This is a genomic window from Marinobacterium sedimentorum, from assembly GCF_024267675.1.
Classification (GTDB): domain Bacteria; phylum Pseudomonadota; class Gammaproteobacteria; order Pseudomonadales; family Balneatricaceae; genus Marinobacterium_A; species Marinobacterium_A sedimentorum.
On record NZ_JALDYX010000015.1, the window covers coordinates 85,255 to 109,110 of the forward strand.

At 46.5% G+C, this 23,856-nt stretch carries 14 protein-coding genes and 1 pseudogene; 10 read left to right on the forward strand and 5 right to left on the reverse strand.

The features are described from left to right. The first annotated feature begins 56 nt into the window (after positions 1 to 56). From MRS74_RS13895 to MRS74_RS13920, 6 genes are all read left to right on the forward strand, one after another. Positions 57 to 845 (forward strand): ABC transporter permease, encoded by a 789-nt coding sequence (locus tag MRS74_RS13895; protein WP_306422000.1) that lies wholly within the window; start codon positions 57 to 59, stop codon positions 843 to 845. Continuing rightward, positions 842 to 1,564 carry an ABC transporter ATP-binding protein gene (locus MRS74_RS13900; RefSeq protein ID WP_254580880.1) on the forward strand — a complete coding sequence of 241 codons (723 nt, stop codon included), beginning with the start codon at positions 842 to 844 and terminating at the stop codon, positions 1,562 to 1,564. Before MRS74_RS13895 ends, MRS74_RS13900 begins: the two co-directional genes overlap by 4 nt. Positions 1,565 to 1,616: 52 nt before the next feature. Next, positions 1,617 to 2,705: a KpsE/RkpR family capsule polysaccharide export protein gene (locus MRS74_RS13905; protein WP_254580881.1), complete on the forward strand. Its 1,089-nt coding sequence runs from the start codon at positions 1,617 to 1,619 to the stop codon at positions 2,703 to 2,705. Positions 2,706 to 3,143: 438 nt separating this feature from the next. Further along, the gene (locus MRS74_RS13910; RefSeq protein WP_254580882.1) at positions 3,144 to 5,759 is read left to right on the forward strand and encodes a glycosyltransferase; all 2,616 of its coding nucleotides are present in this window, start codon (positions 3,144 to 3,146) and stop codon (positions 5,757 to 5,759) included. Positions 5,760 to 5,769: 10 nt separating this feature from the next. Continuing rightward, a complete protein-coding gene (locus tag MRS74_RS13915) occupies positions 5,770 to 9,906 on the forward strand; it encodes a glycosyltransferase family protein (protein ID WP_254580883.1) in 4,137 nt (1,378 codons plus the stop codon). Between the two features lie 16 nt (positions 9,907 to 9,922). Further along, the gene (locus tag MRS74_RS13920) at positions 9,923 to 11,734 is read left to right on the forward strand and encodes a sulfotransferase family 2 domain-containing protein (protein ID WP_254580884.1); all 1,812 of its coding nucleotides are present in this window, start codon (positions 9,923 to 9,925) and stop codon (positions 11,732 to 11,734) included. Between the two features lie 345 nt (positions 11,735 to 12,079). On the opposite strand, the pseudogene MRS74_RS13925 reads toward MRS74_RS13920, so the two are convergent. Then, positions 12,080 to 12,290, reverse strand: a pseudogene (locus tag MRS74_RS13925) (IS66 family transposase); the annotation flags it as partial. A gap of 251 nt (positions 12,291 to 12,541) precedes the next feature. On the opposite strand from MRS74_RS13925, the gene MRS74_RS13930 reads away from it, so the two are divergent. The 4 genes from MRS74_RS13930 (at position 12,542) to MRS74_RS13945 (ending at position 18,938) form a co-directional block, all read left to right on the forward strand. Then, positions 12,542 to 13,501: a hypothetical protein gene (locus tag MRS74_RS13930; protein WP_254580885.1), complete on the forward strand. Its 960-nt coding sequence runs from the start codon at positions 12,542 to 12,544 to the stop codon at positions 13,499 to 13,501. A 1,212-nt stretch (positions 13,502 to 14,713) separates the two neighbouring features. Continuing rightward, positions 14,714 to 15,745: a hypothetical protein gene (locus tag MRS74_RS13935; RefSeq protein WP_254580886.1), complete on the forward strand. Its 1,032-nt coding sequence runs from the start codon at positions 14,714 to 14,716 to the stop codon at positions 15,743 to 15,745. Between the two features lie 140 nt (positions 15,746 to 15,885). Then, positions 15,886 to 16,812, forward strand: a complete 927-nt coding sequence (locus MRS74_RS13940) for a glycosyltransferase family protein (RefSeq protein WP_254580887.1) — start codon at positions 15,886 to 15,888, stop codon at positions 16,810 to 16,812. Next, on the forward strand, positions 16,809 to 18,938 hold the full coding sequence (locus tag MRS74_RS13945) for a capsule polysaccharide biogenesis protein (protein ID WP_254580888.1): 2,130 nt from the start codon (positions 16,809 to 16,811) through the stop codon (positions 18,936 to 18,938). Before MRS74_RS13940 ends, MRS74_RS13945 begins: the two co-directional genes overlap by 4 nt. A gap of 102 nt (positions 18,939 to 19,040) precedes the next feature. Here the strand turns inward: MRS74_RS13945 and MRS74_RS13950 are convergent, their stop codons facing one another. The 4 genes from MRS74_RS13950 to MRS74_RS13965 all read right to left on the reverse strand — a co-directional run. Continuing rightward, complete coding sequence (locus tag MRS74_RS13950; RefSeq protein WP_254580889.1) at positions 19,041 to 20,330, reverse strand: cytochrome P450; 1,290 nt, start codon at positions 20,328 to 20,330, stop codon at positions 19,041 to 19,043. Next, the gene (locus MRS74_RS13955) at positions 20,330 to 21,106 is read right to left on the reverse strand and encodes a class I SAM-dependent methyltransferase (RefSeq protein ID WP_254580890.1); all 777 of its coding nucleotides are present in this window, start codon (positions 21,104 to 21,106) and stop codon (positions 20,330 to 20,332) included. The genes MRS74_RS13950 and MRS74_RS13955 overlap by 1 nt, the downstream gene beginning before the upstream one ends. Before the next feature lie 15 nt (positions 21,107 to 21,121). Next, the gene (locus MRS74_RS13960; protein ID WP_254580891.1) at positions 21,122 to 22,258 is read right to left on the reverse strand and encodes a radical SAM protein; all 1,137 of its coding nucleotides are present in this window, start codon (positions 22,256 to 22,258) and stop codon (positions 21,122 to 21,124) included. Between the two features lie 27 nt (positions 22,259 to 22,285). Continuing rightward, the coding region (locus tag MRS74_RS13965) for a tetratricopeptide repeat protein (RefSeq protein ID WP_254580892.1) at positions 22,286 to 23,856 on the reverse strand (1,571 nt) is incomplete at its 5' end.

Here is a 23,856-nt window from a genome sequence, read left to right on the forward strand (position 1 = left end):
TATACTACAGCGCGGGCCACAGAGCCCGCGTTACTTTTAAGCGGAGTCTTATCGTTTTGAAAACCCGCACACCCTGGCAGGTTACCAGATCGGTCTGGTATGCCATGTTCATGCGTGAAGCCTTGGCGCGCACTACGGCAGATCGCTTTGCCTGGTTTTGGATGCTGGCAGAACCCATCGCGATGATTGTGATCATGACCGCCATTCGTACCCTGGCCATGGGCGGGGGGAAGCATATTTCCGGGGCCGAATTCGTGCCCTGGATAATTACAGGCTTATTCGGCTTCTATCTGTTCCGCGAAAACATGATGCGTTCACTGGGAGCCGTCGGTGCTAACCAAGGGCTTTTTGCGTACCGGCAGGTTAAAACCGTCGATCCCGTACTGATTCGCTGCTTTCTGGAAGGGATGCTAAAAACGTTTATTTTCATGCTGTTTATATTTGCCGGCCTGTTGCTGGATATTGGCTTGATGCCAGCTGATCCTCTTGGCGCCTTGTTTGACTGGCTGTCGCTCTGGATGCTTGGGCTCGGAACAGGCCTGACACTCTCGGCACTCGATGCTTTGGTGCCGGAAACAGGACGCGTCATGCGCATCCTATCGTTTCCATTGCTTATTATTTCTGGTGTTATTCTGCCGTTAAATTTTATACCGCACGATCTGCGAGTCTATGTGCTTTGGAATCCAATCGTTCATGGGCTTGAAAGCCTGCGCCTGAGTTTCTTCCCGGCATACCGTTCCCTTGATGGTGTTGATTTGACTTACCTCTGGTTCTGGGCGCTGAGCCTGATTACCCTCGGGCTGATTTTACATTTACGGTTCGCGATGAGGCTGAAGGCACAATGATTCGAATTGAGAACCTCTACAAGCGTTATCACAATCACCATGGCAGTGACTGGGTATTGCGTGATATCAATCTGGAGATTCCGGCCAATGTCAGCGTTGGGCTGGTAGGCCGAAATGGCGCGGGCAAGTCAACACTGTTGCGCCTGATCGGTGGAATGGACAGTCCCGACAGGGGCGGAATTGTTCGTGACTGCCGCGTTTCGTGGCCTATCGGGTTGACCGGTGGTTTTCAAGGGTCAATGACCGGGCGGCAAAACGTCAAGTTCGTTGCCCGCATCCATAGTGGTGATAATAATCTTGCAGAGCTAATTCGCCGGGTCGAAGAGTTTGCTGAAATTGGCGATGCTTTTGATGAACCGGTAAAGACCTATTCGTCCGGCATGCGCGCCCGGTTAGCGTTTGGCTTGTCCTTGGCTTTTGATTTTGATGTTTATTTATCAGATGAAGCGACCGCCGTGGGTGACCAGGCTTTTCGCAAAAAGGCATCACAGGCTTTCAAAGACAGAGTAGGCCGGGCCAGTCTTATTATGGTATCACATGGTGAGGGGATACTCAGAGACCTGTGCCAGGCAGGTATCTGGTTGCATCAGGGCCAGGCGATCTGGTTCGATAACATCAATGAGGCAATTGAGGCCTACCACCAAAGTGCCGGTATTACTCGACCTCCAGTAAAGAATACTCACAAGCCAGGCCCTCAGGGCCAAGGCGCCTCAGCATAAATTAATGAACTTAACAGCTGATGATAGCAGCGCTTAAGGTAGTAACGCAGAAATGAAGCACCTGTTCCGACAATACCCTTATTGGTTTTTATGTTTTGTATCGATTGTTCTGGTGACGGGTTACTGGAGCCTGTGGGCAAGTGATCGATATGTTTCAGAAAGCAATGTCGTGCTGGAGAGCCCGCAGATTGCTGCGCCAACTCTAAGCTTTTCCTCTTTGCTAAGCGGTGCTGGGGGAGCTAGTGGCGATATGTTATTGCTACGCGACTATCTGCTTTCGGTGGATATGTTGCGTAAGATCGATGATGAACTGGGCTTTCGCGAGCACTACGCCAGCTCGAAATTCGATATGTTTTCCCGGCTCTTCGATGAGGATGCCCCTATCGAAGACTTGCATGAATATTATCTGAAACGGGTCTCGGTTGAGCTTGATGATTACGCCCAGATTTTGCGTATCAGGGTTCAGGCTTTCAGCCCGGAAATGGCACATGCCATTACGTCGTTGTTGCTGAGCGCGGGTGAAGCTCATATGAATGCCATGGGGCAACGGTTGGCAGAAGAGCAGGTGCGATTTCTCGAAGGCCAGGTCAGCCAGTTGAGTGCCAACTTCAATGCGACTCGTCAGTCTTTGCTGGATTATCAGAACAAGAATGGGCTGGTGTCGCCTACGGGCACGGTGGAAAGCCTCAGTGTGGTCGTAGCCAACCTCGAGGCGCAGCTCGCCAACCTTAAAGCGAAACGCACCGTGCTGGCCAGCTACCAGAGCACACGTTCGCCAGACGTATTACGAGTTGCGAGCGAAATAGCAGCCCTTAATCAACAGATAGCGCAGGAGCGGGCGCGCATGGCGCAGCAGTCGGGTGGGGCGCTGAATGTCATGTCATCCGAATACCAAACGTTGGAGCTGCAGGCGCAGTTTGCACAGGATAGTTATTCCGGTGCTCTGGCAGCACTGGAAAATACCCGAATCGAAGCGGCACGCAAGCTTAAGCAGGTATCGGTTTTGCAAAGTCCAACCCTGCCAGAATACTCTGTTGAACCGCGCCGGCTATACAACTCTGTAGTCTTTGCCATCATTGCGCTGTTTCTCGGTTTGATTCTGCATATGCTTGTTTTGATTATTAAAGATCATCGAGACTAGTAGACAAATGGGTTTTTCAGTAGGTTATTTATAGGTGGTTTGATTGTAAGTGAAAATGCACCGTTAAAGTGATTTTAATACAATTATAGCCATTTATTGAAAGCTATCTTAATAGCTCATATAGAGAAATTAATAAAGCCAAAAGGAAGCTGGCTATGATAATTTCGCGGTTTGTATTGTTATATGATAATAGGTATGCGATCTTCTATTTTGATATTAATTACGCTTAGATTCAATATAAATACAAAGTGATTGCAGTCAAAAAGCTGAACTTTGATAATTAGAAATCGTTTTGCATCCACGCGTCCTGAGTTGAAAATAGAGCATTTCTTGATTTCATGGAAAGATAAGGCAGACAGTGCTTCAAATGATTCTCTTTTACGCTATCAAATCATAGTATTGAAATGTGAAATAAAGTTAATTTAGGCTATTTTCTATATGCGCTTTAAAGAAAGATTTATTTTGTTGGGTGGTGAGGTCCTTCTCGGTAGTCTATGGCTGAGTAAAATTTTATTAAAAGCCGTTGGATATACGCGTATCCATAGCATTATTGTGTTGAAATTGATCCGTCGAAATAATATTTTTGATGCGGATTACTATATAGAAAATAATCCAGATGTCGCCGGATCCGGTATCTCTCCGATGAGGCACTATGCGATATATGGTGACCGTGAAGGCCGGACACCGTCTGCGATCTTCGATCCCAACTATTATCGCTCCCGAGCAGAAGGTCGAACCAAACATGTCAATGCTCTGCTTCATTACCTGTACGTCGGGCGCTATAAGCGTATATCGCCAAGCCCCTGGTTCGATGTGAACTACTATTTGTCACAGAACAAGGATGTTGCTCGGTCAGGGTATGAACCCCTTAAGCATTATCTAAGTTTCGGTGGATTGGAAGGACGTTCTCCCAACCCGCAGTTCGATGGTTCTTTTTATCTTCGTGAGAATCCTGAAGTGGTTCAGGCTCGACTGAACCCACTCTTGCATTACCTGCTGGTTGGGCGTAAAGAGGGAATACCCACTCGGCCATTGAAAAATTATGAACCTACAATTTCAACACCAGTTATTGATATAAATTCAGACGAATGCTGGGAAGAAATTAACAGAAGTAGATTCGCCTCGGTGCCGGAAGTCGATGTGGTTATACCTGTTTATAGAGATATGACTCTGACGCTCAGGTGTATTCACAGTGTTCTGATAAGCCTGAATAAAACGCCCTATGAATTGATTGTAATCAATGACTCGAGTCCTGAGCCGGAGCTGGTTTCTATTTTGAAAAATCTCGCGGCGAAGGGGCTGTTTACCCTATTGCACAATGCCGATAATAAAGGCTTTGTAGAGACGGTAAATCGCGGCATGAAGTTGCATTTAAATCGTGATGTGGTTTTGGTTAACTCGGATACAGAAGTATACAACAATTGGCTGGACCGCTTACGAAATGCAGCGTTGGATAAACGTGTTGCAAGTGTTACACCTCTGTCAAACAATGCCACGATTTGTAGCTACCCGCGATTTCTGCACGATAATCCATACCCCTTGGAAACTCCTTATGCAACTCTGGACTCCATTGCTGCCCAGATCAATTGTGGATTAAGCGCCGAAGCCCCCACCGCTGTTGGCTTTTGCATGTATATATCCAGAGGAGCCCTTGATGAAATTGGCTTTTTTGACGAGAAAACCTTTGGGAAAGGATATGGAGAAGAGAATGACTGGTGTCAGCGTGCAATTGCATTGGGTTGGAAGAACCTGATTACAACGGATACCTATGTACGTCATTTTGGTAGTGCGTCCTTTCAAGGGGAGAAAGGAAAGCGTGTCGAAAATGCGATGAAGATAATTAATCGGCTCTATCCGGGTTATAATCGTGACGTACAGCGTTTTATACAAGATGATCCTTTAAAAATAGCACGTCGCAACCTCGATTGGGCCAGGCTAAAATCCTATAAACGCAACGAAAATGTGCTTATTGTTTGTCATAACCGTGGAGGCGGTGCCGAACGGCATGTTCAGGAAGATGCTCAGATGTTCGGAGAACAGGGAAAAGGTGTTTTCTTTTTAAGGCCAGAACGCGGAAGTCCCGAGAAAGTAAGGTTAGGCCATCCAGCCTGTCGTCAATTGCTGAATATGCCTCTCTTTGATTTGGCAGACACAGAATCTCTTTCAAGAGCCCTTGCAGAGCTGGGGATTTCGGTCATCCACAGCCACGGTTTGGTTGATCTTACAGCTGAAGCGCCAGATCATTTATTGGCGCTTGTCCAATATTTAGAGATACCGCTGCATGTTGATATTCATGATTACAAGGTCGTGTGTCCTCGAATCAATTTAATTTCCGCAAATGACCAGTATTGTGGCGAACCAGGTGAGAAGATCTGTAATGAGTGTCTTGTCAAGAATGGGAATGATTTTGGGGTAAAAAATATTGTTGAGTGGCGAGATCGTCATCATAATGTACTGCGTCAGGCAGCGAAAATTTTGGTCCCCGATCAAGACGTAATTAGCAGGCTAAACAAATACTATCCGGATGTGATTTTCCATCTTGAGCCGCACAGCGATATTGATAAAAACGCGATTAAAATAATACACCCTGATATAAATCATGGTGAAAATCTTAGGATAGTGGTTATCGGAGCTATTAGTAAAATTAAAGGATATCGGGTGCTTAAAGCCTGTGCTGAAGATGCCAGAAAAAGAAAGCTTCCATTAGAATTTATCGTAATGGGTTTCAGCCATAATGACCGGCTTCTAGAACGTGCAGGTGTAAAAGTTACCGGTAGTTATCTGGACGGCGAAGCGCAATCTGTTCTGAAAAATACTGAAGGTCACGTCGTATGGCTACCATCCATTTGGCCTGAGACCTACAGCTACACTTTATCTATTGCCTTAAAAAACAACTTGCCAGTATTTGCTTTTGATTTTGGTGCCATTGCGCAAAGACTTAATAGCATTGGTGAAATTTCTGGATTAATGGCGATGACTGTTATAGATAGCCCGGTATCAATAAATAACCTGTTCATTCAATATCGTCAATCAAAGCTTGGCTCGGTAAAGTAACGGATTTATTATGAAAAAATTGGTTGGCAAAACATCAATGTTAGTACGGAAGCTACGCCGCGAAAGTCAGGTTATTGGATACGTTGAAAAAATTAAGCACGATAGTATAGAAGGCTGGGCTCACCAACGTGAAGGAAAATCCCTTGAACTACATGTGTTATTAGGAAAGCGGTCTTTTCCGCTAATGCCAAAGTGGCTTGATCGTGCTGATGTGGTACAGCATCACGGCTCGGAGTTTAGTAATGCTGGATTTTATTGCACTCTCCCCCTACATGTACAGGGTTTCATGAAGTCTTCTGATAAGGATATAAGAGACTTTAAGGTGTTAGCGAATAATGTAGAGTTGAGTATCGCAGGGGATTTTCCAGACCCCATATGTAGGCTGGTACAAGAGCCATTTCTGAATGGAGTTAAAAAAGGTAGTGAGGCAAGGGACGGCGTGAATTCACATATTTTGATTGAGAATACAGTAAGCTCGTGGGGGCACTTTTTGATACGCGGAGAGTGTTTTGGTCATCTCGAAGATATTTCACTATTAGTTAACGGAAGACAATTAAGTTGCAATGTTTTCCCCGTAGAAAATCAGTCTTCGACAAGAACGTTCTCCATGCAGAGTTATCAAATAGAGCTTCCTGGTTATCTTTGGGAATATATTGGTAGTGAAGATTCTGTAGAGTTAAATATATTGTCGGGATCTGAGCTCCTGCTCTTAGAGCCTTTAATATTAAACAGTAGTAAAACTATTGATTGGCTGGTCGAAATCGCTCAAATGGAAGCTGGTCAAGATAAACAATATCTGTCGCTACTAGCTCTGGAACATCTTCGTTTTTCAAAGTTACTGAATAGGTTGCCCGAAAGGAAGCAGCATTACTACCGGGACTTTGCGGGGAAAATGAATCTTGATCAGTACATGAGTGCATCGGAAGATCAGGACGAAAATCTTGTTGCTCTGGGAACGTTCGAAGCGATCGATCCGACAACTCTTGTTCTCTGGAAAGCTCAGCGAGACTTGAATGCCAGGCTTGTCGGTAATGGAATAACTGTGTTCGAGCATGTGCAGCGTACGATGTTGGAGCTGCGACTAACTGGTGCTGTTAAAGAACAATTTATTAAATCAGTTATACCGCTACTCTGTCGTCATGGGCAATTATGGCCCCTTAGGCAGGAAGTCAGGTTTTCGGAGTTCCACAAACTAGCGCAAAGTAGCAATATATGGGAAAAATCCCTAGCTCTTGGCCCCTTGGTGGCCGATGGTCTGATTGTCCAGGCTTCTGATGCAATGTGGCGTATTGCCAAGCATCTCGATGAGGGGTGGCTGAATACGGAATGCGTTCATTTTGCAGTTGTTCATACGCAGCAACTGGAAATCCAGGGAGACGTAGAGCATTCGGACGCGGAGCGCCTACGGTATGCATATATTGGGCTACTTGATGGTTTTAAAGGAGACTGGTTCTCGCGGCTACACGATTTAATGTTGATAGATGCAATGGTCGCTCTCTTGTCGGATCTCTCTGGCATGACCGATTACCATAAACGAGACTTGGTAAAAGCGGCGGTACGTCACTATGGCATGAGTCCGGTATTTTGGGAAAAGGTCTCCGCCAGCAAGCTGCAGATAGGCGACTCGTTATTTATACGGGCATCACGTTACTGGTTGTCGTATCACGATGCATTGAATGTCGAGCACTCTCACTTGAATGAGTACCTGCCGGAAATTCAGGCCGCCCTACTGTTCTTTATGCAGCAGGGGAATCCCGAGGCCGTTATGGCCCTGCGAGAAGTGATCGCGAACGTACTGCCAGGCTTGGGCGATACTGATAGTGAGGTCGCTCAAGTGCTTATCGCTCAACTTCTTGACAGCGATCCGATAGAAGCCGTACGGCTTGCAGCAAGCCCTGTGATTGCACATAAGGACTTGGACGGGATAATAAGCGATTATCGAACCTCGATGTTTGATAGCTTGCGGTTGAAGACTGGGCGTACGCACAGTGTTCTGTATGAGGCTCAGGTCCAGGCGGCGAATTCAATCAAACGTTTGCTTCTGCAGATTGAACAGTCGGAGCAAGCGCCGGTTGTCAAGATATTGCATGAACTGCAGGACAGGGTTGGAGCGATGAATAACTGGAACGGCATGTTTCTGACGGCGGATCTATTGGCTACCGGCTATCGGATAGCAGGTGAATCCTTCGGTGATCGGGCCGATTTACTGATGCGGCTGGATGATTCGCTACATAAGGCTTTAGCGGAAGCGAAACAGGACTTCTATCTACCGGCTCCGATATGTGCTGCCATTGCGACCATTCAGGCGTTACCTGAAACCGCTCTGACTCGTGGCTGGAAAGTACGCACAAAACAGACTTTGGGGGCGAAGTTCGGTACGGCCTTACATGCTCCATTGTTTAACTTGCCGGTAGAGCAGAAGGTGATACTCGGTCAAGGTTGGCCGCTAGACACGCTGGTCGTTATTTACTCGTGCCGAAAATATCTCGATAGCCGAATAGAAGCGATTCGCAACACATGGATCAAGGATCTGCAGGCGAGGGGCATACCTTATCTGATTCTCGTAGGTGATGGTAATGACCGTGTCGAGGGTGATGTGCTTGCGCTGGACGTATCCGATACATACGAGGACCTGCCTAAGAAGAGCCTGAAGCTTTTCGACTGGGTCTATCGCAATACGCGGGCCCAGTATGTATTGAAAATTGACGATGACTGCTATCTTGACGTCGATCGATACTTCGATACGCTGAGCTATAGAAAGCATCATTATTACGGACGAACCCTCCATCGAGGAGTTGGTGCTATGGATAGAGCTTGGCATCATTCCAAATCTCAAACAGACAGGGCAAGAAAGTCGATTGATAAATCACCTGAACCTTCTGTCTACGCCGATGGTGGCGGTGCCTACTGTTTATCGCGTATCGCGATGGCAGCGCTTACCGGAAATTCGAAGCTGCCTGCAGGACGTAAGTTGATTGCAAGTTCCTTCATGGAAGACAAGTTGGTCGGCGATCTGCTATCTCTCTCGCATATTATGCCTTCAAATGAGGATTATGAGTGTTACCAGCGGCGCCGTACTTTTGGTGAAGCGGTGCCAGTAGGAATGTGGGAAAACACTTTTTTTCCGTCGAAGGCTGCACCAACCAAGGTCGTGCATCTGGATACGGACAAAGATCATGACATGGTCGAAGGCTACCGAAAATCTACAGAGCTGTGGCCTAAGAAGGCATGGCCAAGTTGCTGGAGTCCTTCTGTTCTATTAAATTCTAACCAGCTTGAACTTTTAACTAATGTTGATAAGGTAAAGTTATTATTAGCTCAGCCAATGTTCGTTATTGCGGTGGTTAGAAATGAAATGATAATGCTCCCTCATTTCTTGAAACATTACCGGGCACTGGGTATTGAGACTTTTATTATTGCAGATAACTGTTCAGACGATGGAAGCAGGGAATATCTTCTAGAACAGCAAGATGTGGTGTTGTATTCGTCAGATACAGAGTATAAGCACTCTCACTATGGTGTTGCATGGCAGCAAGCTATACTTGCTAACCATTGTATTAACAAGTGGGTGTTGATAGCGGATGCCGATGAATTGCTTACCTATCCCGAAATGAATAAAAAAACTCTTGTAAAGTTTGTCAAGGAGGTGGAGATTGAGGGCGCTGATTGTATTCGAACAGATATGATTGATATGTATCCGTTTGGAGACCTTTGTGAAGCAGACTTTACGCGAGATGACCCCTTTGAAGTAGCTAACTGGCATGACAAAGAGCCGCTAAAGGAGTGGGCATTAGGCTCTGGTTGGTATTCTAATAGTAAAAACTGGGCTAGTAGTCTTCGTCATAGAATAGATACTAATTCTGAACCTAATGCTTTTGTTTCGCAAAAATATGCATTAGTGAAATACAAGCCTTGGATGCGATTTTCTCAGGGCATTCATTATGCTGCTGCGGTTAAAGTCGCAGATATGCCAGTGCAATTTTGTCACTTTAAATACCATGCTGCATTTAAGGAAAAAATTATAGAAGAAATTAAACGTAAGCAGCATTACGATGGAGCTAAAGAATATAGAAGATATTTTTCTATGCTCCATGAAATGAAAGGTTTTTTTGCTGACTCTGATTGCTCCGTGAAGATTAAAATTTAAGTTGTATAGGTGATCCATGAAAGGGAATATTTTTGTTTCAAAAAAAATAGGGTATCGGTTTATTCCTAAGACTGCCTGTACATCTATTAAAAAGGAGTTGTATAGAATTGAGAAAGGAATGCCTTTCGATGAGGGCTCTATTGGAACGCATGTTCATGAATATATGCGACGCAATATGTCGGGTCCCTTAAAGAAGTTAGAGTTTAGATTTATTGTCGTGCGTGATCCAGTGAAAAGATTCTTATCAGCCTATTCTAATCGAGTTATACATCATAGAGAATTATCTAGAAACTATATTGAAAGGAATCACTCAGATTTAGTCGGTATTATTAAGAAGTATGATCCTAGCATATCGGAATTTATTGAATACTTCGTTGACTATATGCGCGTTGAAACTATTAGGCATCATTTCAGGCCAATAGTTGATTTCCTTGATGGTGACGATCTCTCTTATTTTAGCAATGTGTATAAAATAGAAAATATTAAAGACTTGGAAAACGATCTGTCTTCCTACACTGGAGATATGGTTCGTTTTGGTAGAGAGCAAACAGAAGGACCTAAATTAAAATTAAGTTCATTAAAAAAAAGTGAGCTCGACTTTATTTTATGGTTTTATCAGAAAGATTATGAATTGCTTAAAGGGCAGTATAACCCCCAATTAATTCTTAGCGAATACGAAAGAGATTGTAATATTTTTAAAGGTTCGAACATGAAAGATGGTGAAACAGAATTAACAGGAGAATCTCCATTTATTATATGGACTTTGAGACGGTCTGGTGGCACTAATCTAGGTGATGCTCTGTTTGCGGCTTCCAAGTTTTCGGCTATTCAACACGAACCCTTTAATGGTGATCGTATCTTGGGTCATATAACAAAGGCATGGATGGAAAACAGTGATGAAGCTCGCTTGAGAAAAGAAATAAAAAACGTCTTAAAAGATAAACCTTTAATTAAGCATTGTTTTGAGATTATGCCGGATTTTTTGAATAGAGTTCTGGCCGAAGAAAGCCAAAAAGTTGGCTATAAGCATGTTTTTTTGTATAGAGAGTACGCTTCAGATAGATTATTAAGTCTAAATTACGCACAATTAACAGGTATTTGGGGTAAAGAGCATAAAAAGACAGTTGAAATTTCTAATGATATTTTTTCTACGCCGGTTGATGTTGAAAGACTAATAACTCATGAAGAAATGTGTAGGCGTAAAATAAAACTAATTTATAAAAACCTGAAAGAAATAGGTGAGACACCTATCTGCTTAACTTTTGAATCTATATACAAAGGTGTTTATGAACACAGCCAACTTTTAATTAAACATGCTTTCAAATTACTAGGCCTTTCTCAAAAAACACCTAGTGATTTAGAGTTGGATAAGATGTTAAGAGGCGGCGGTCAGGGCACTAAAGAAAAATACCTTGTGTTCCCTGAGGCTAGCGTATTAGTTGAAAAAGCCAATAGATTAGGGCGAATAACACTATTAAATGCTGGGAAAGTAGAAATTTCGCCTTCTGAATACGCCAACAATCTTAGTTTATTTGAGGTATGGATGCCTTACGTAGGATTGAAAGATGGTGAGTTTTTTATATCGGGGGCGATTTTTGATAACAAAATGGAAAATAAATGGACGATGTACATGAAGTGCAACGATGGAAACGAAATTTATTTTAAAACCCATTTGATCTCTCCTAGGATAAGAAATAAATTCATTGGTGAAGATATGGCAGGTAGGGCAAGGTTTATATCGTCTACACCATTTTCAGAAAGTGGCTATTTATATTTAAAATTTGATCAAAGCGAGCATTTGCTTTGCTCAGTAAAGTTAAATCAGTAAAAGTTTATTATTTGTTGTTGTATGTTTTAATCTTGGATTCACTTAGCTTTGCCATGGTAAATAATAGATATGCTGAACTAAATTTGATGATGTTACCTACATCGATGTTTTGTGTGCAGCTGTTTATCTTATCTTATCTTATCTTATCTTATCTTATCTTATTGGTTTTGGTTCGTAATATAAGAAAAAGATAGTATTCGTTAGTAATCCGGCGGCTTTGAACTATAAGACTAATGATAATGCTGGGAACATCTTTCCTAGCTATGCAGCAAGGAAGCCTTTCAGCTATTATGATAACGTTAAAGTTAGTTTTGAGCCTGATGATTTAAAAATAATGGCAACTATTCAGCTGATTTGATTTGAAAAGGTTTCGGCATTATCTTCTGGCGTTTCCGTGAAGCCCGGCAACCACTCCTCGAACAGAAACGTCAATACCTCGGAACCACTTAGGCCCTGCCTGCGTGCCGTCGACTGATTAACTGCGTACGCGGCAGAGTCCCATCGAGCGGAAGCAGCCAGAGATTTTCTGCTGCGCCTTGAGCATGCGGATGTCCCGTTAACCCTGGTAATGCCGCTCTCTTTTTAACGGACGAGCTACAGCCTTGCGTAGTCCCGTAGGGTTGGTACCCCCTGGACGAGCTAATAAACGAAAATAAAGCCGATTGTCATTACAGTAAGAAAAAGTTTTCTATATTGCTAAATCAAAAGTTTAGTATTTACCCTTAGACGAACTTTAAAAGATCATAGTTTATGTATTTTAATTTATTTCCCGGAAATAGAAAACCTACGGTTATATTGCACGTCGGAATGAACAAGACTGGGACAACAGCGTTACAGTCTTATTTTTTCTCTAACAGAAAAAGATTATTGAAATCAGGGGTGCTTTACCCTGAAACTGGTCTGATAGGAAATGCACACTATGCATTTAGTGCATCCTTAGGGTTTTCTAATCCAGGTGTGAATAGTTCATGGATCAAAGACCTTGATATTTTGAAAAAGAGATTTAAGTCCGAGCTTGGAAAACGGGTACATACTGTTATTTTAAGTTCGGAGGACTTTTTGCTAAACAAATCTGCCTCTTGTGTTACTGATTTTTTTAAAGATTATCAAATTAAAATTGTAGTTTATTTGCGGCGGCACGATCACTGGTGGCTTTCCGCATACTCTCAAGCTGTTAAAATGAAGCACCTTCCGCCGTGGAACCAAGGGCCACAAGGATTTATTAATTATAATCTAAAACGCAATAAATACTATGGCGATTATCGGTATTTGATTGATCGTTGGTCTAAAATTGTAGGACGGAATAATATTATTGTTCGACCGTATGAGCCTGAGCAGAATCAGCCTGATCTGGCATATGATTTTCTTGAGTCCATAGGAGCCAGAGAATTGGCAGAGCAGATGCCCCGAATGGATCAGAGAGAGAACAGCTCGTTAACGCTGGCAAGTGTCCAACTTATGGATATTTTTCAGCGAATTGATACCAATCCTGAAATTCATAAAAAGCTGCTCGATCATGCTCGTTCTTTCCGGAGTGACGATACTCATTCACTTAAGGAGCTGATTAACCCCCAGTTTTTACTAAAACTACTTGATAGCTATGAGAAAGATTACACTTATATAGCTCAGGAATATATTGGTAGAAAGGATGGGAGATTGTTTTATGAAGCTTTGCCTGAGCTAGATTCTGAATGGAAGGCACCTAGGTGGCCAACTCAGGCGGAAGTAGCGCAGGAAGTTTTAAAAGTAGTCGCCGCCGCTAATTAATTAACTCTTTTACTAATGCGGTTTTCGTATAAGATTATCAACTATAGTAATGGATTGAACTTAAACTTGAAATGAATTCCTGCTCCTAATTAAGGTGTTGTTTGGAATATATTTTATCATTAGAAGTTGATTGCCATTTTGTATTTGATTAGGTAATAATGCTTTAATCTTCCTTTGTATACTAGGTTAGAGTAATGAAGCCTGTTCGTGCATGATGAATGCATTCAAATGTCAATGTTTATATTCTGAATCCCATTTACATGCAAGAGCATTTTAAATAATTTTTTAGCGTTTAAGCTTCCGATAGTTGTAGTTGTAGTTGTAGTTGTAGAACTCGAGCTCATCTAAAAATGAAACAGAAGTATCTAGGCTCTACGTTTGGGTACTATAAACTAGATATAAAGAATAAATTTATTCTGGCGAATTACAACTGGCATAAATTCGCTTTATAAAAAAGTTTAAAGGTAAATATGATCCAAAGCTGAGTTTGTCTAACATCCAATAGATTATTAATAAGAGAATTAAACGCATTCTCCAAGTATGCGACAAAGAAAAATATATATTTTTATATATCAAGAAGCGCAGTTTTATAAATATATATTTATAAGCGAAGAATGCCATAGCTTAACTGAGTTTGACCAAGTTATTAAGGTGGTTTATGACCTGTTTGGCGAAAAAGCAACTGTGTTGAATTTATCAAAGCTAAAAAGTGCTAAAGATATGGTTCAGTTGTTAATTTGATATATTTAACGCGTTCATATTAAATATATTTGTTGAGTAAATAGGGTTTAAACCAATCTTACTTGAAAATAGATGTAGGCTTCTCTTCTTATTATTTCACTAGCACAATAGCTCAGCACTTCTGTATCGTTGACTAGGTAAATAATGACTACTATTCCCGTCCGACTGATTCAGTGTCATATCTTGCGGCAATAACCAATGCTACTATTTTGAAATAGGTGCTTTGAGAAGATTCCGTATAATATTTAATTCTGGGTGGATTCTATTAACTGAGAATGAATAGTTCAAGTGAGGGGCGTACAAAATTTCTCCCATCACTTACTGAAAAGACTATTTATAGACAGGTTACTGTGTTGGAAAGTAGTAGGACCGTTGTATTGGCTTTCCAAAAGCAATGATTCAGCATATGAGGTGTAAATGAGTATAAAGTGCATATTACACGTTGGTATGCCTAAATGTGGGAGTAGCGCCTTGCAGTCCGCTCTCTCGTCTGCACCGGTGATTAGTTCGGCTGAACATGGTCGCTTTAACTACGTCGCCTTGAGAAGCAATGGTATTTTGCTGGCCGGGTCGGAGCTTTCATCGCAAAATAGTTACTCCGCAGCGGGTTACATTCCTTCTTTTGGTGCTAGGGGAGTGCAAGAACTGTCGTCACTCAAGGCATCCAGGCTTAAATCGCTGCTGGGTCGCTATCGTTCGGAATCGATAATTCTTTCCAACGAAGGCTGGGGCAACCGGCACGATATTTTTGTCGATACTAGATTACTGGAACGCCTGGGTCTAGACTGTCATATAGTGATTTATATCAGGCCTCAAGTTGGCTGGTACAATTCGGCATGGTGGCAATGGGGGGCCTGGACGGGAAAACCGCTCGAGGAGTGGGTTTCTGCCAATCTTGATAAAACGCGTTGGGCTAAAGTGGTCCGTGCTTGGGAACAGGTTCCTGGTGTAAACCGGGTAACTGTCAGGGTGTTACCAAGTGATATTTTGCCTGATTTTTATGCGTTATTGGGTACTGATTCTCCCAAATTGGATAAGATTAATCTCAGTTTGCCGGGGTCGGTTCTGCGTATTTTTCAGCGTCATCAGGGTTTAAGAAAGAATGCTCACGATTCGGCAATTGATTTCTCCATTGGTCGTCATCTGAAGATTGGGCGGTCTCCCACGCCCTGGGTTATTCCGCAAGGGATAGTAAAGAGCATCATAGATAGCAACCTCAATGGTAATCAAGAACTTATCCACCTTTTGGATCCTGATCAGAGATTGCTATTTGAGAGGGATGCTGCGTGGTGGGATGCTGATTCTTACTCGGACAAAATGTTAGAAGAGGCAGGCATGATCGCGCCTGTTGTGGGTGATTCTGATAGGCTAGCAGCTGCGGCCCTAGAAGGTCTGGCTGATCTGGATCATAAGTACAGGGCACTTGTAAAAGAGCTTGAATTAGCTAAACGAAGCCAGTTTGGTGGAAGTTCGATTAAAAAACTGCTTTCTAGATTTCGTTAGTACCTTCGAGTAAAGTTGGTTTATTGTATTTGAAAGTATTAGTTGCTAGGAGTTTCAGTCGATTCGCTAAACGCAGTAGTTGCCAATTTCTATTCGTCTATCTACTTTAGAATCTAAAAATTTGTTAAAGACTGGCGGACATGGTGTCTGATAATTTGGGGCGTCCAACTATATTTTTAGTTCAAGATGGTGAAAACCCATCTTCCGATTTTTTTATACGGCCTTACGTTTTTCATAAGTCTGTAGTAAAAATGCATTTCGATGAACTTCCTAAGCTTGAGGCTTTTGACAGATCAGAAGTGGTTTTTGTTCGTTATGTTCCGCCGCTCTGGAAAAAGTTTGTATCAGACAATCAAGATAGGATATCGGAAATCAATTTCTTCATGGATGATGACCTGTTTGATTTTAAGGCAACTAAAGGTATGCCCTTGCGGTATCGATGGAAGCTATTCAATCTGGCCTGGCGACACCAGGGCTGGCTTAAAGAAATAGATGCGCAACTCTGGGTGTCTACACCTTATCTGGTTGAAAAATACGCATCCTGGAAGCCGGTTCTACTGCAACCAAAGGCAACAAGGGCGCAGACTGAAACCGTCACGACGCTGTTTTATCATGGGTCTGCTTCACATTATGATGAGATTGAGTGGCTCTATCCTATTGTTGCTGAAGTACTTGAGCGTGCGCCCTTGCTTGTATTCGAAATCATTGGTAATCAAAAGGTGCGTAAACTGTTTGCCAATTTGCCGCGGGTCCATGTGCTGCATTCGATGAAGTGGCCTGCGTATCAGGCATTGCTGCAGCGGCCCGGGCGCACGATTGGTCTTGCCCCTTTGCTCGATTCACCTTTCAATCGAGCGCGCTCGCATACCAAGTTTTTTGATATCACCCAGGCCGGTGCCGTGGGTATTTATGCTCCGGGAGCCATATACGAACGTATCGTTCGGCACGGTGACAATGGGCTGTTGGTACCGATGGACAAAGCGGCCTGGGTTGAGGCCATTCTGCAGCTGGCAGGGGACGAAGCCTATCGGGCCCGTCTGCTGCAAGGTGCGCGTAACTCGCTATGATCGGCTATTTTTCACCGGGAATTGCGTGTATACCTTTTCTGGACCAGTTGTTAGAGTCGCCCAGCCGGCGTATCGGCTGGAATACTCCAGGCAGGGAAATCAGCCAAGTCGCGGGCTGGGGGCTGAAGCCTACTGCGGATAGAGCACGCCGCTATGCTGCTAAAAAGGGGCTGCCCTATCTGTCGCTCGAGGATGGCTTTCTGCGCTCCTTGGGCCTCGGCGTTGCGGGCGCACCGCTGCATAGCCTGATTGTTGACGCGACCGGCATTTACTACGATGCCACCCGTCCGAGTGATCTTGAGCAACTGATTTCTACGGCGGATTTCTCCACCGCAGAGCTTGCGCGGGCCCAGGCATGTATGGAGCTGCTACGTCGTTATCGCCTTTCCAAATACAACCATGCGCCAGATGTGCAACTGGGATCAGAGTTGTTCGCCGCGAGGCGCGGCTCCTACGACGAGGTGGCACCGTACAGCACAGGAGCAATGCCTCCTTTGCGAACCAGCGCCGAGCCAGAGTCGTTCGCCGCAGGGATGTGCCCTAGGGTGCGTGGCTCCTGCGAAGGGGAGCCACGGGTACTGGTCGTTGACCAGACATTCGGCGACCCATCGATTGGCTACGGTCTGGCAGAAGAAAGTACCTTCACGCGAATGCTTGAGGCTGCGATAGCCCAGAATCCGGGTGCGGAGGTTCTGGTCAAGGTCCACCCCGATGTGATCTGCGGCAAGAAGAAGGGGTATCTGCTGGAGCTGGCCCAGGCGCGCCACTGCAGGTTGATCGGGGAAGATCTGTCGCCATGGGCGTTGTTGGATGCCGTTGACAAGGTCTACGTGGTGACGAGCCAGCTGGGTTTTGATGCGCTGATGGCGGGCAAGGAGGTGCATTGTTTCGGTATGCCGTTCTATGCTGGCTGGGGTCTCACAAGGGATCGCCAGAAGTGTGAGCGACGGGGTGTTCAGCGCTCGCTCGAGCAGGTATTTGCTGCGGCCTATCTGCGTTATTGCCGATACATTAACCCCTATACCGGGGAGCGCTGCGAGCTGGAAGACACCATCGCGTTAATCGCCGACCAGAAGCGCATGCTGGAGCGCCTGCGTGGCGACTGGCTGGGGGCCGGCTTTTCGCGCTGGAAGCGGTCGTTCGTGCCTTCATTTCTCGGATCGGCAGCGGCGCTACGCTTTGGTCGCCGTCATCCTGAATTGCTGGAGTGTGTTGGCTCGCAGACGGCTGTCGTCAGCTGGGCCAGCGCGCTCGCACCTGAGTTTGTCTCTGCCTGTTCCATTGCTGGAGTCGCGCTGTGGCGTATGGAGGACGGGTTTGTGCGTTCGGTGGGGTTGGGCGCCGATCTTGTGCGGCCATTGTCGCTGGTGCTTGATTCGCGGGGAATCTATTACGATGCCACCGCGCCAAGCGACCTTGAGGTCCTGCTGCAGGAAACGGACTTTGCGCCTGATCTGCTGGGGCGTGCGAGCGTCCTGCGTGCAAAGCTCGTTGCGCTTCGCGTGTCGAAATACAACGTCGGCACGTCGGCACCACTTGATTTACCGCGCAACCGGCGGTTGATCCTGGTGCCGGGGCAGGTGGAAACCGATGCGTCGATTGCAAAAGGCTCACCGGTTATCAAAACGAATCTCGGGCTGCTCGAGGCGGTGCGCGAGACCAATCCAGACGCCTTTATTATCTACAAGCCGCATCCGGATGTGGTGGGAGGAGGGCGTTATGGTGACATCAATGCGGCGCGTCTCTGCGATCTGGAGATAGGGGATGTTGCCATTACCGATCTTCTCGATCGGGTTGATGAAGTGCACACGCTCTCGTCCCTCAGCGGGTTTGAAGCCCTGCTTCGCGGTGTGAAAGTCGTGACCTATGGCATGCCATTTTATGCCGGCTGGGGGCTGACCCAGGATCGGCTGCAGTGTGAGCGACGTACGCGGCGCCTGAGCCTGGAGCAGCTGGTCGCCGGCACGCTGATGCTTTATCCGGTCTATGTTGATCCCAAGACGGGCGACCAGGTCAATGCCGAAACGGCGATCGCTTTGCTCGCGATCCAACGCTCCACAGCCAAGCCGGATAGTGTGAAGACCAAAGCGTATCGTTTGGTTCGAAACCGTTTTTTGAAACGGTGAGTCCATGCGTTACGACCGCCAGCTCTGTACTAACTCGTCGATTTAGTCAGGTGGGCAAGATCAGACTTCGGAACGTGCATAGGGTGCAATGGGGTTCTCTGTTTACTTTGTCTTGGCGTCAATGTACTTGAATTCTACTACCGGGTTTCGGCTCGGGCGCAGCACCAAATTTGTATGAAGGCGCATCTGCTCGGCCTCGAATGTGGTGACGTGACCCAAGCCGATTACCGTTGCCAATATCGCCAGCATTTCCAGCCAACTGCTCTTGGCCGCAAGGCAGGTGTGTTGACCGGCACTAAAGGGAATGAATGACATTGGCTGGGACTGATCATCGGCAAACCGGGCCGGGATGAACTTGTCGGGTTCACGCCATAATGCGCGATGCCTGTGGATTGCATAAATCGGAACAACCAATACACTACCGGAAGGCAGTTCTTGTCCCGCCAGAGTAACGGGGTGCGTGCATGTCCGGACAGTCGTGACGGACGGCGAAAACAGACGCAGTGTTTCCTTTAGCACAGAATCCAACAGGACCAACTGCCGTAAGTTGGCAACAGTTGGCCGCCTGCCTCCTAGAACCTGCTCTGTCTCGGCGCGAAGCCGGCGCTGCAGATCAGGGGCCTGCCCAATCAGCCAGAGTGCCCATACCACGCCCAGTACCGTCGTCTCCTGCCCCGCATAGAGCAACGCCAGGAAATTATCATCGATTTCACCCTTTGACAGGATGGTTGCAGCCGCCGGATCAGATCGGGTAAGCGCAGCAAAGGGGTTATCCGGCTGGATCGCAGGACCGGCATCGCGATGAGCGATAGTCTTGGCAAGCTGCGCGATCCATTCGCCGGCCCTGGTCAGGTCGTTATCGCTGTTGGCTTCGGTTACACCTCGGGCAACGGGGCAAAGCAGGGGAGAAGGTTCGGATTGCGGCTCATCACCTAGCAGTGTCCGCCAGATAACATCGAGCGCGACACGCGTTATCGGCAGGTTGATATCGCAGTTGCCGTGCCACGTCCGTATCGACCTGTGGGTTGCCGCCACGGCGTTGGCGACCAGCAACTCGGCCCGCTCCGGGGCAAACATGGGAGCAAAGGCGTGGCGGAGAATGCGCCAACGCTCATTAGTCGTGACAAACATGCTGTTTGGTCCGGTATCGCGTCCCGCGGTTGGCCGGTAGATGGGCAGCCATTTTGGAAAGAGACCGGGCTTGCCTCCCAGTATCTGGCGCACCGCCTCGGGCTCGCACACAAGAGCCAGCGATGTCTGGCGGATCCTTGCCGCAATGATTGGTTTTTCAAGTATCGCGGCGGGCCAGCTTGTTTCGGGGAGACGAATGGCGCGGGTAACCGATTGTAACCGGTCACTGTTGCCGGTAAATTCAAGTCGAGGAATGAACATTATACCGACCCCATCTTTTTCTGATCGGGTTCCAATTCAACGAGATGGTAACTGCGCACTGCCCGGCGCATCAAGCGGCCCCAGAGTGGGCGCCCGAGTTCCGAAACGACTTTTATGAACGGCTCCAGGGTGTGTTCGGTAATGTCGTCGAATCGCCTCACAATGAACCCGGCCTGTCGGGCCTCATTCAGAAAGTTGGATTGGGTCATCCCCACGCTGTGACGCGGGATATGGAGCCCTCGTCCGCTACGGTACAGTATGTCGGTCAGTACCAGTCGACCGCCGGGACGTAGCGCCGAGCGAGCCCTTTTCAGGAAGTCGAGCCGTGTCTCGAAATAGAACGCAGCCTCGACACAATGAATCCGGTCCATACTTTGTGCGGGAATATCCATCTTTGCGGCATCCATTCTCAGGAAGCGTGCCTTCGGGCAACGCATGGCGGCCGCATCAAGCTGTTGTTGCGAATTACCCAGGCCGGTAATCTGTGCATTTTTATATGCTCGTTCAAATACAGCCGTTGTCGCGCCGAGACCACAGGCGACATCCAGAACTGATGATACGTTCAGCAGATCCTGCGGGCTTTCGGACACCAAATGTCGGTGTGCCAGCGCTCGTGCGGCAACGGGCATGTTGGCAGGAATTGGTTCCAGTTCGGCGTTCCAATATCCCAGATTATAGAAACCGCTATCTGCGTAAAGAGCGCGTGCGACAGGCCCGAATATTTCCTGATCAAATATTTGCTCGAAGGTCTTAGGAGTATTGAAATCAGATGTCATCTTAAGGGCTCCGTTCTATTGTCGGGCCACCAGTTCATCGTAAGCCGGAGGCAGCGGATAGAGAAAGATCCGACCGAGCACCTCAATCATATCCAGCCAGTTTCGAAAGGTTTGTACTGTTTGCAGATACTCGGGAGCTGGCCGGAACTGAGAGGACCAGCTACCGCTATAGAGCCTGCACTCCGAACAATCGACATCGGGCGTACAGCATTTGACCGCGGCCGGTTGCAGACCGGTCGAATGATAGCGCAGTGCTCCTCTGATGCGGGAGCCGCAATCATTTGCAATACCTGTTTCCTGATCAATGTTGTAAAGAGGTCCCGGTCGTGTAATCCATTCGCGATAGGCATCGGAAAATAAGACGATATCGGGATGCGTTTCCATGGCAAGCGACAGTATATCTGACGTACGGTCAAGATCGTCAGGCGTAAACACCGGTGCCCCCTTTGTCGCTGCAATTCGGTAGAACTGGCTGTCCGCCGGAGTTTGACGACGGATCTTGTCGAGATAGGTATGGGTCGGTGAAAACATGCTAAAGGTTACCGGTAGTCCGTGATCTCTGCAGGCATCCAGAACCGTTGGTACGGTATGCAGATTCCATGGAGATAGCGTAAAAAGCATGATCGCCCGCGGGTCTCCTTGATAATTACGCAGTGCCTTGCGCAGCACGGATCCCCCGCGAAGCGAAGTATCTGTTTCTTCGTCCCCCCAAACTGAAATACCTATTCGGAACTGAATATCGGAATCAATGCGGATTGTACCGTTTGTACCGATCTTTCCATAAGGGATTCGCCCCACAGCCGCACGCAGACGATCGACTTCCAATGCGGGTTCTGCTCCGACAAAATACCCCATCGTTACGTTGCGGCTGTGTTCAGTATCAAAAAAGCTTTCCCACTCCGTTTGGCGCGGCTCATGGGTGACTTCGATACGATTTTTGTTCTCGAAATAATAACAGCCTTCGCACCACAGATTGCACCTTTGGCTCATTTCATAAAAGGCGGGTCTCCGAAATGCCCGTATGACTTGTTTGGCTAGCTGATATCTGGGTACCAGTTCTGGGAAATCCGCTACGAATTTCTGGCACTTTTCCAGACTGTCGCGAAGGCTCAGGATTTGGCTTTCGTTGGTTCTTTGTGTGAGTGTGTTCACTAGCTCAATATCCATATTAAATTATGTTCAATCTTGAAGATAGTTCCACACCGGAGACAGCAGGTTTAAGTTTTCCGGGTCGCCAGTCATGACTTTCTCGAACTTTCCTAGATAACTAGTCGCCCAACGGTCACACCAAGTTTTCATATCTTCAGATGGTAACGGATCTGGCAGGCGTTCGAGTTCAAATGTTATTCGCCCCTGAACAAAAAATGACTGTACCCAATAAGTTGGAAGACCATACTTGGCAGAAATCTTCGGTACTATGGGCGATACCGCGTAAGGTTTTCCAAACAAAGAACCATTTGCTGCACTACGTGTATTCATTTTATTGAGCACATTGTGGTGTACATCGTTGGCGACGATTATTGGGGCCCCAGTCTTAAGAATATCGATAATTTTCCTTGCTGATGTTGGGCGGGTATAGTCAAGTCTGATTGGATTTAATGACGGATTTCCCACTGATGCAACAGATCGTGCAGCCATAAAATAATGAAGTTCCGGAAACCTCTTTGTAAAATACCATAACGTTGCTGGTGGGCCAAAATGCGACGAGACAATAATGAACGGGCGTTTTTTATCCGCTAAGGCTTCCAGTTCATCCAGTTCGGGGGTGTCGATATATTCATCTAATAGGTCAAGTGTTTCTGGTGACGACGCGAAAGTTGAGACAAACATGCGCCAACGGGTGGTTGCTCGTCGAGCGGCCCTTGCCCAACTTTCGAATTCGTATCGATTCTGATCGGTAACAGACCATGCGGCCCGTAGATTGTTTATCGGTATAGTCATTGGAATATTTGGATCGCCATCCATGGCGTTGCGCAAATCGGGGGAAGAGTAGCCCTGGATCTCAAATGCATCTGGCATTTTAAGCCGTAGCACTTCAAGGTCTTCCAAGGCCTCGCCGCCAATCACGTTCAGTGCTGGCGCTGCGATTTGTGCGGTTCTCTTATCGTCAGGGTTCTGATGTACCCAGCCGCGAATAACGCGTAAAGCATCATCTGCACGATTTCGGTCAATTAACAACCAGGGGAGGGGAGGGATTAAATTCTTTTTAGCCTTTGTTATCAGCTCGTCGATAACTTTATTTGCTGTTCCGAAGTCGTCTGCTTTTTCATATGCCTCAACCAATTTACACAGCCGCGAAGACTGGCCACTGTGTTCGAGTCCGGCCAGACGTACCAGCAGCTGCAAATAGCGATCATCATTCGATCTGAACTCATATATGTCCAAAAGCGACGATAGTAGTAGTATTGAATGAGGGTTTAGCTCAAGCGATTCTTCGAGCAGAGAAATTGCCTGCTGTTCTTGCCCGGTGGCGCGCAGTACGCTCGCAAGGTTTGTCAATGCCCCCGTATCGCCTGGCCAACACTTATGTAACCGTTTAAGCAAAGCCGCAGCCATATCATAACGCTGCATGGCCTGAAGTACTGCCGCTTGCTTCAGCAACAGCACGCGGTCGTCAGGTCGTATCTCCAGTGCCGCTTCGACATGTGCCAGTGCTGCCGCCTGATCTCCGCGCTGTAGTGCGTTGTCCGCGCGGCCGAGCAGCGCGCCGCGATGCTCCGGCTGCGTCGCCAATGCAGTTTCGCACAGTG

Excerpts from the sequence above, each read along its gene's own strand:
- MRS74_RS13945 (WP_254580888.1), top strand. The coding sequence starts at position 16,809 with ATGATCGGCTATTTTTCACCGGGAATTGCGTGTATACCTTTTCTGGAC.
- MRS74_RS13900 (WP_254580880.1), top strand. The coding sequence starts at position 842 with ATGATTCGAATTGAGAACCTCTACAAGCGTTATCACAATCACCATGGC.
- MRS74_RS13950 (WP_254580889.1), bottom strand. The coding sequence starts at position 20,330 with ATGTTCATTCCTCGACTTGAATTTACCGGCAACAGTGACCGGTTACAA.
- MRS74_RS13940 (WP_254580887.1), top strand. The coding sequence starts at position 15,886 with ATGGTGTCTGATAATTTGGGGCGTCCAACTATATTTTTAGTTCAAGAT.
- MRS74_RS13955 (WP_254580890.1), bottom strand. The coding sequence starts at position 21,106 with ATGACATCTGATTTCAATACTCCTAAGACCTTCGAGCAAATATTTGAT.
- MRS74_RS13905 (WP_254580881.1), top strand. The coding sequence starts at position 1,617 with ATGAAGCACCTGTTCCGACAATACCCTTATTGGTTTTTATGTTTTGTA.
- MRS74_RS13910 (WP_254580882.1), top strand. The coding sequence starts at position 3,144 with ATGCGCTTTAAAGAAAGATTTATTTTGTTGGGTGGTGAGGTCCTTCTC.
- MRS74_RS13930 (WP_254580885.1), top strand. The coding sequence starts at position 12,542 with ATGAACAAGACTGGGACAACAGCGTTACAGTCTTATTTTTTCTCTAAC.
- MRS74_RS13915 (WP_254580883.1), top strand. The coding sequence starts at position 5,770 with ATGAAAAAATTGGTTGGCAAAACATCAATGTTAGTACGGAAGCTACGC.
- MRS74_RS13920 (WP_254580884.1), top strand. The coding sequence starts at position 9,923 with ATGAAAGGGAATATTTTTGTTTCAAAAAAAATAGGGTATCGGTTTATT.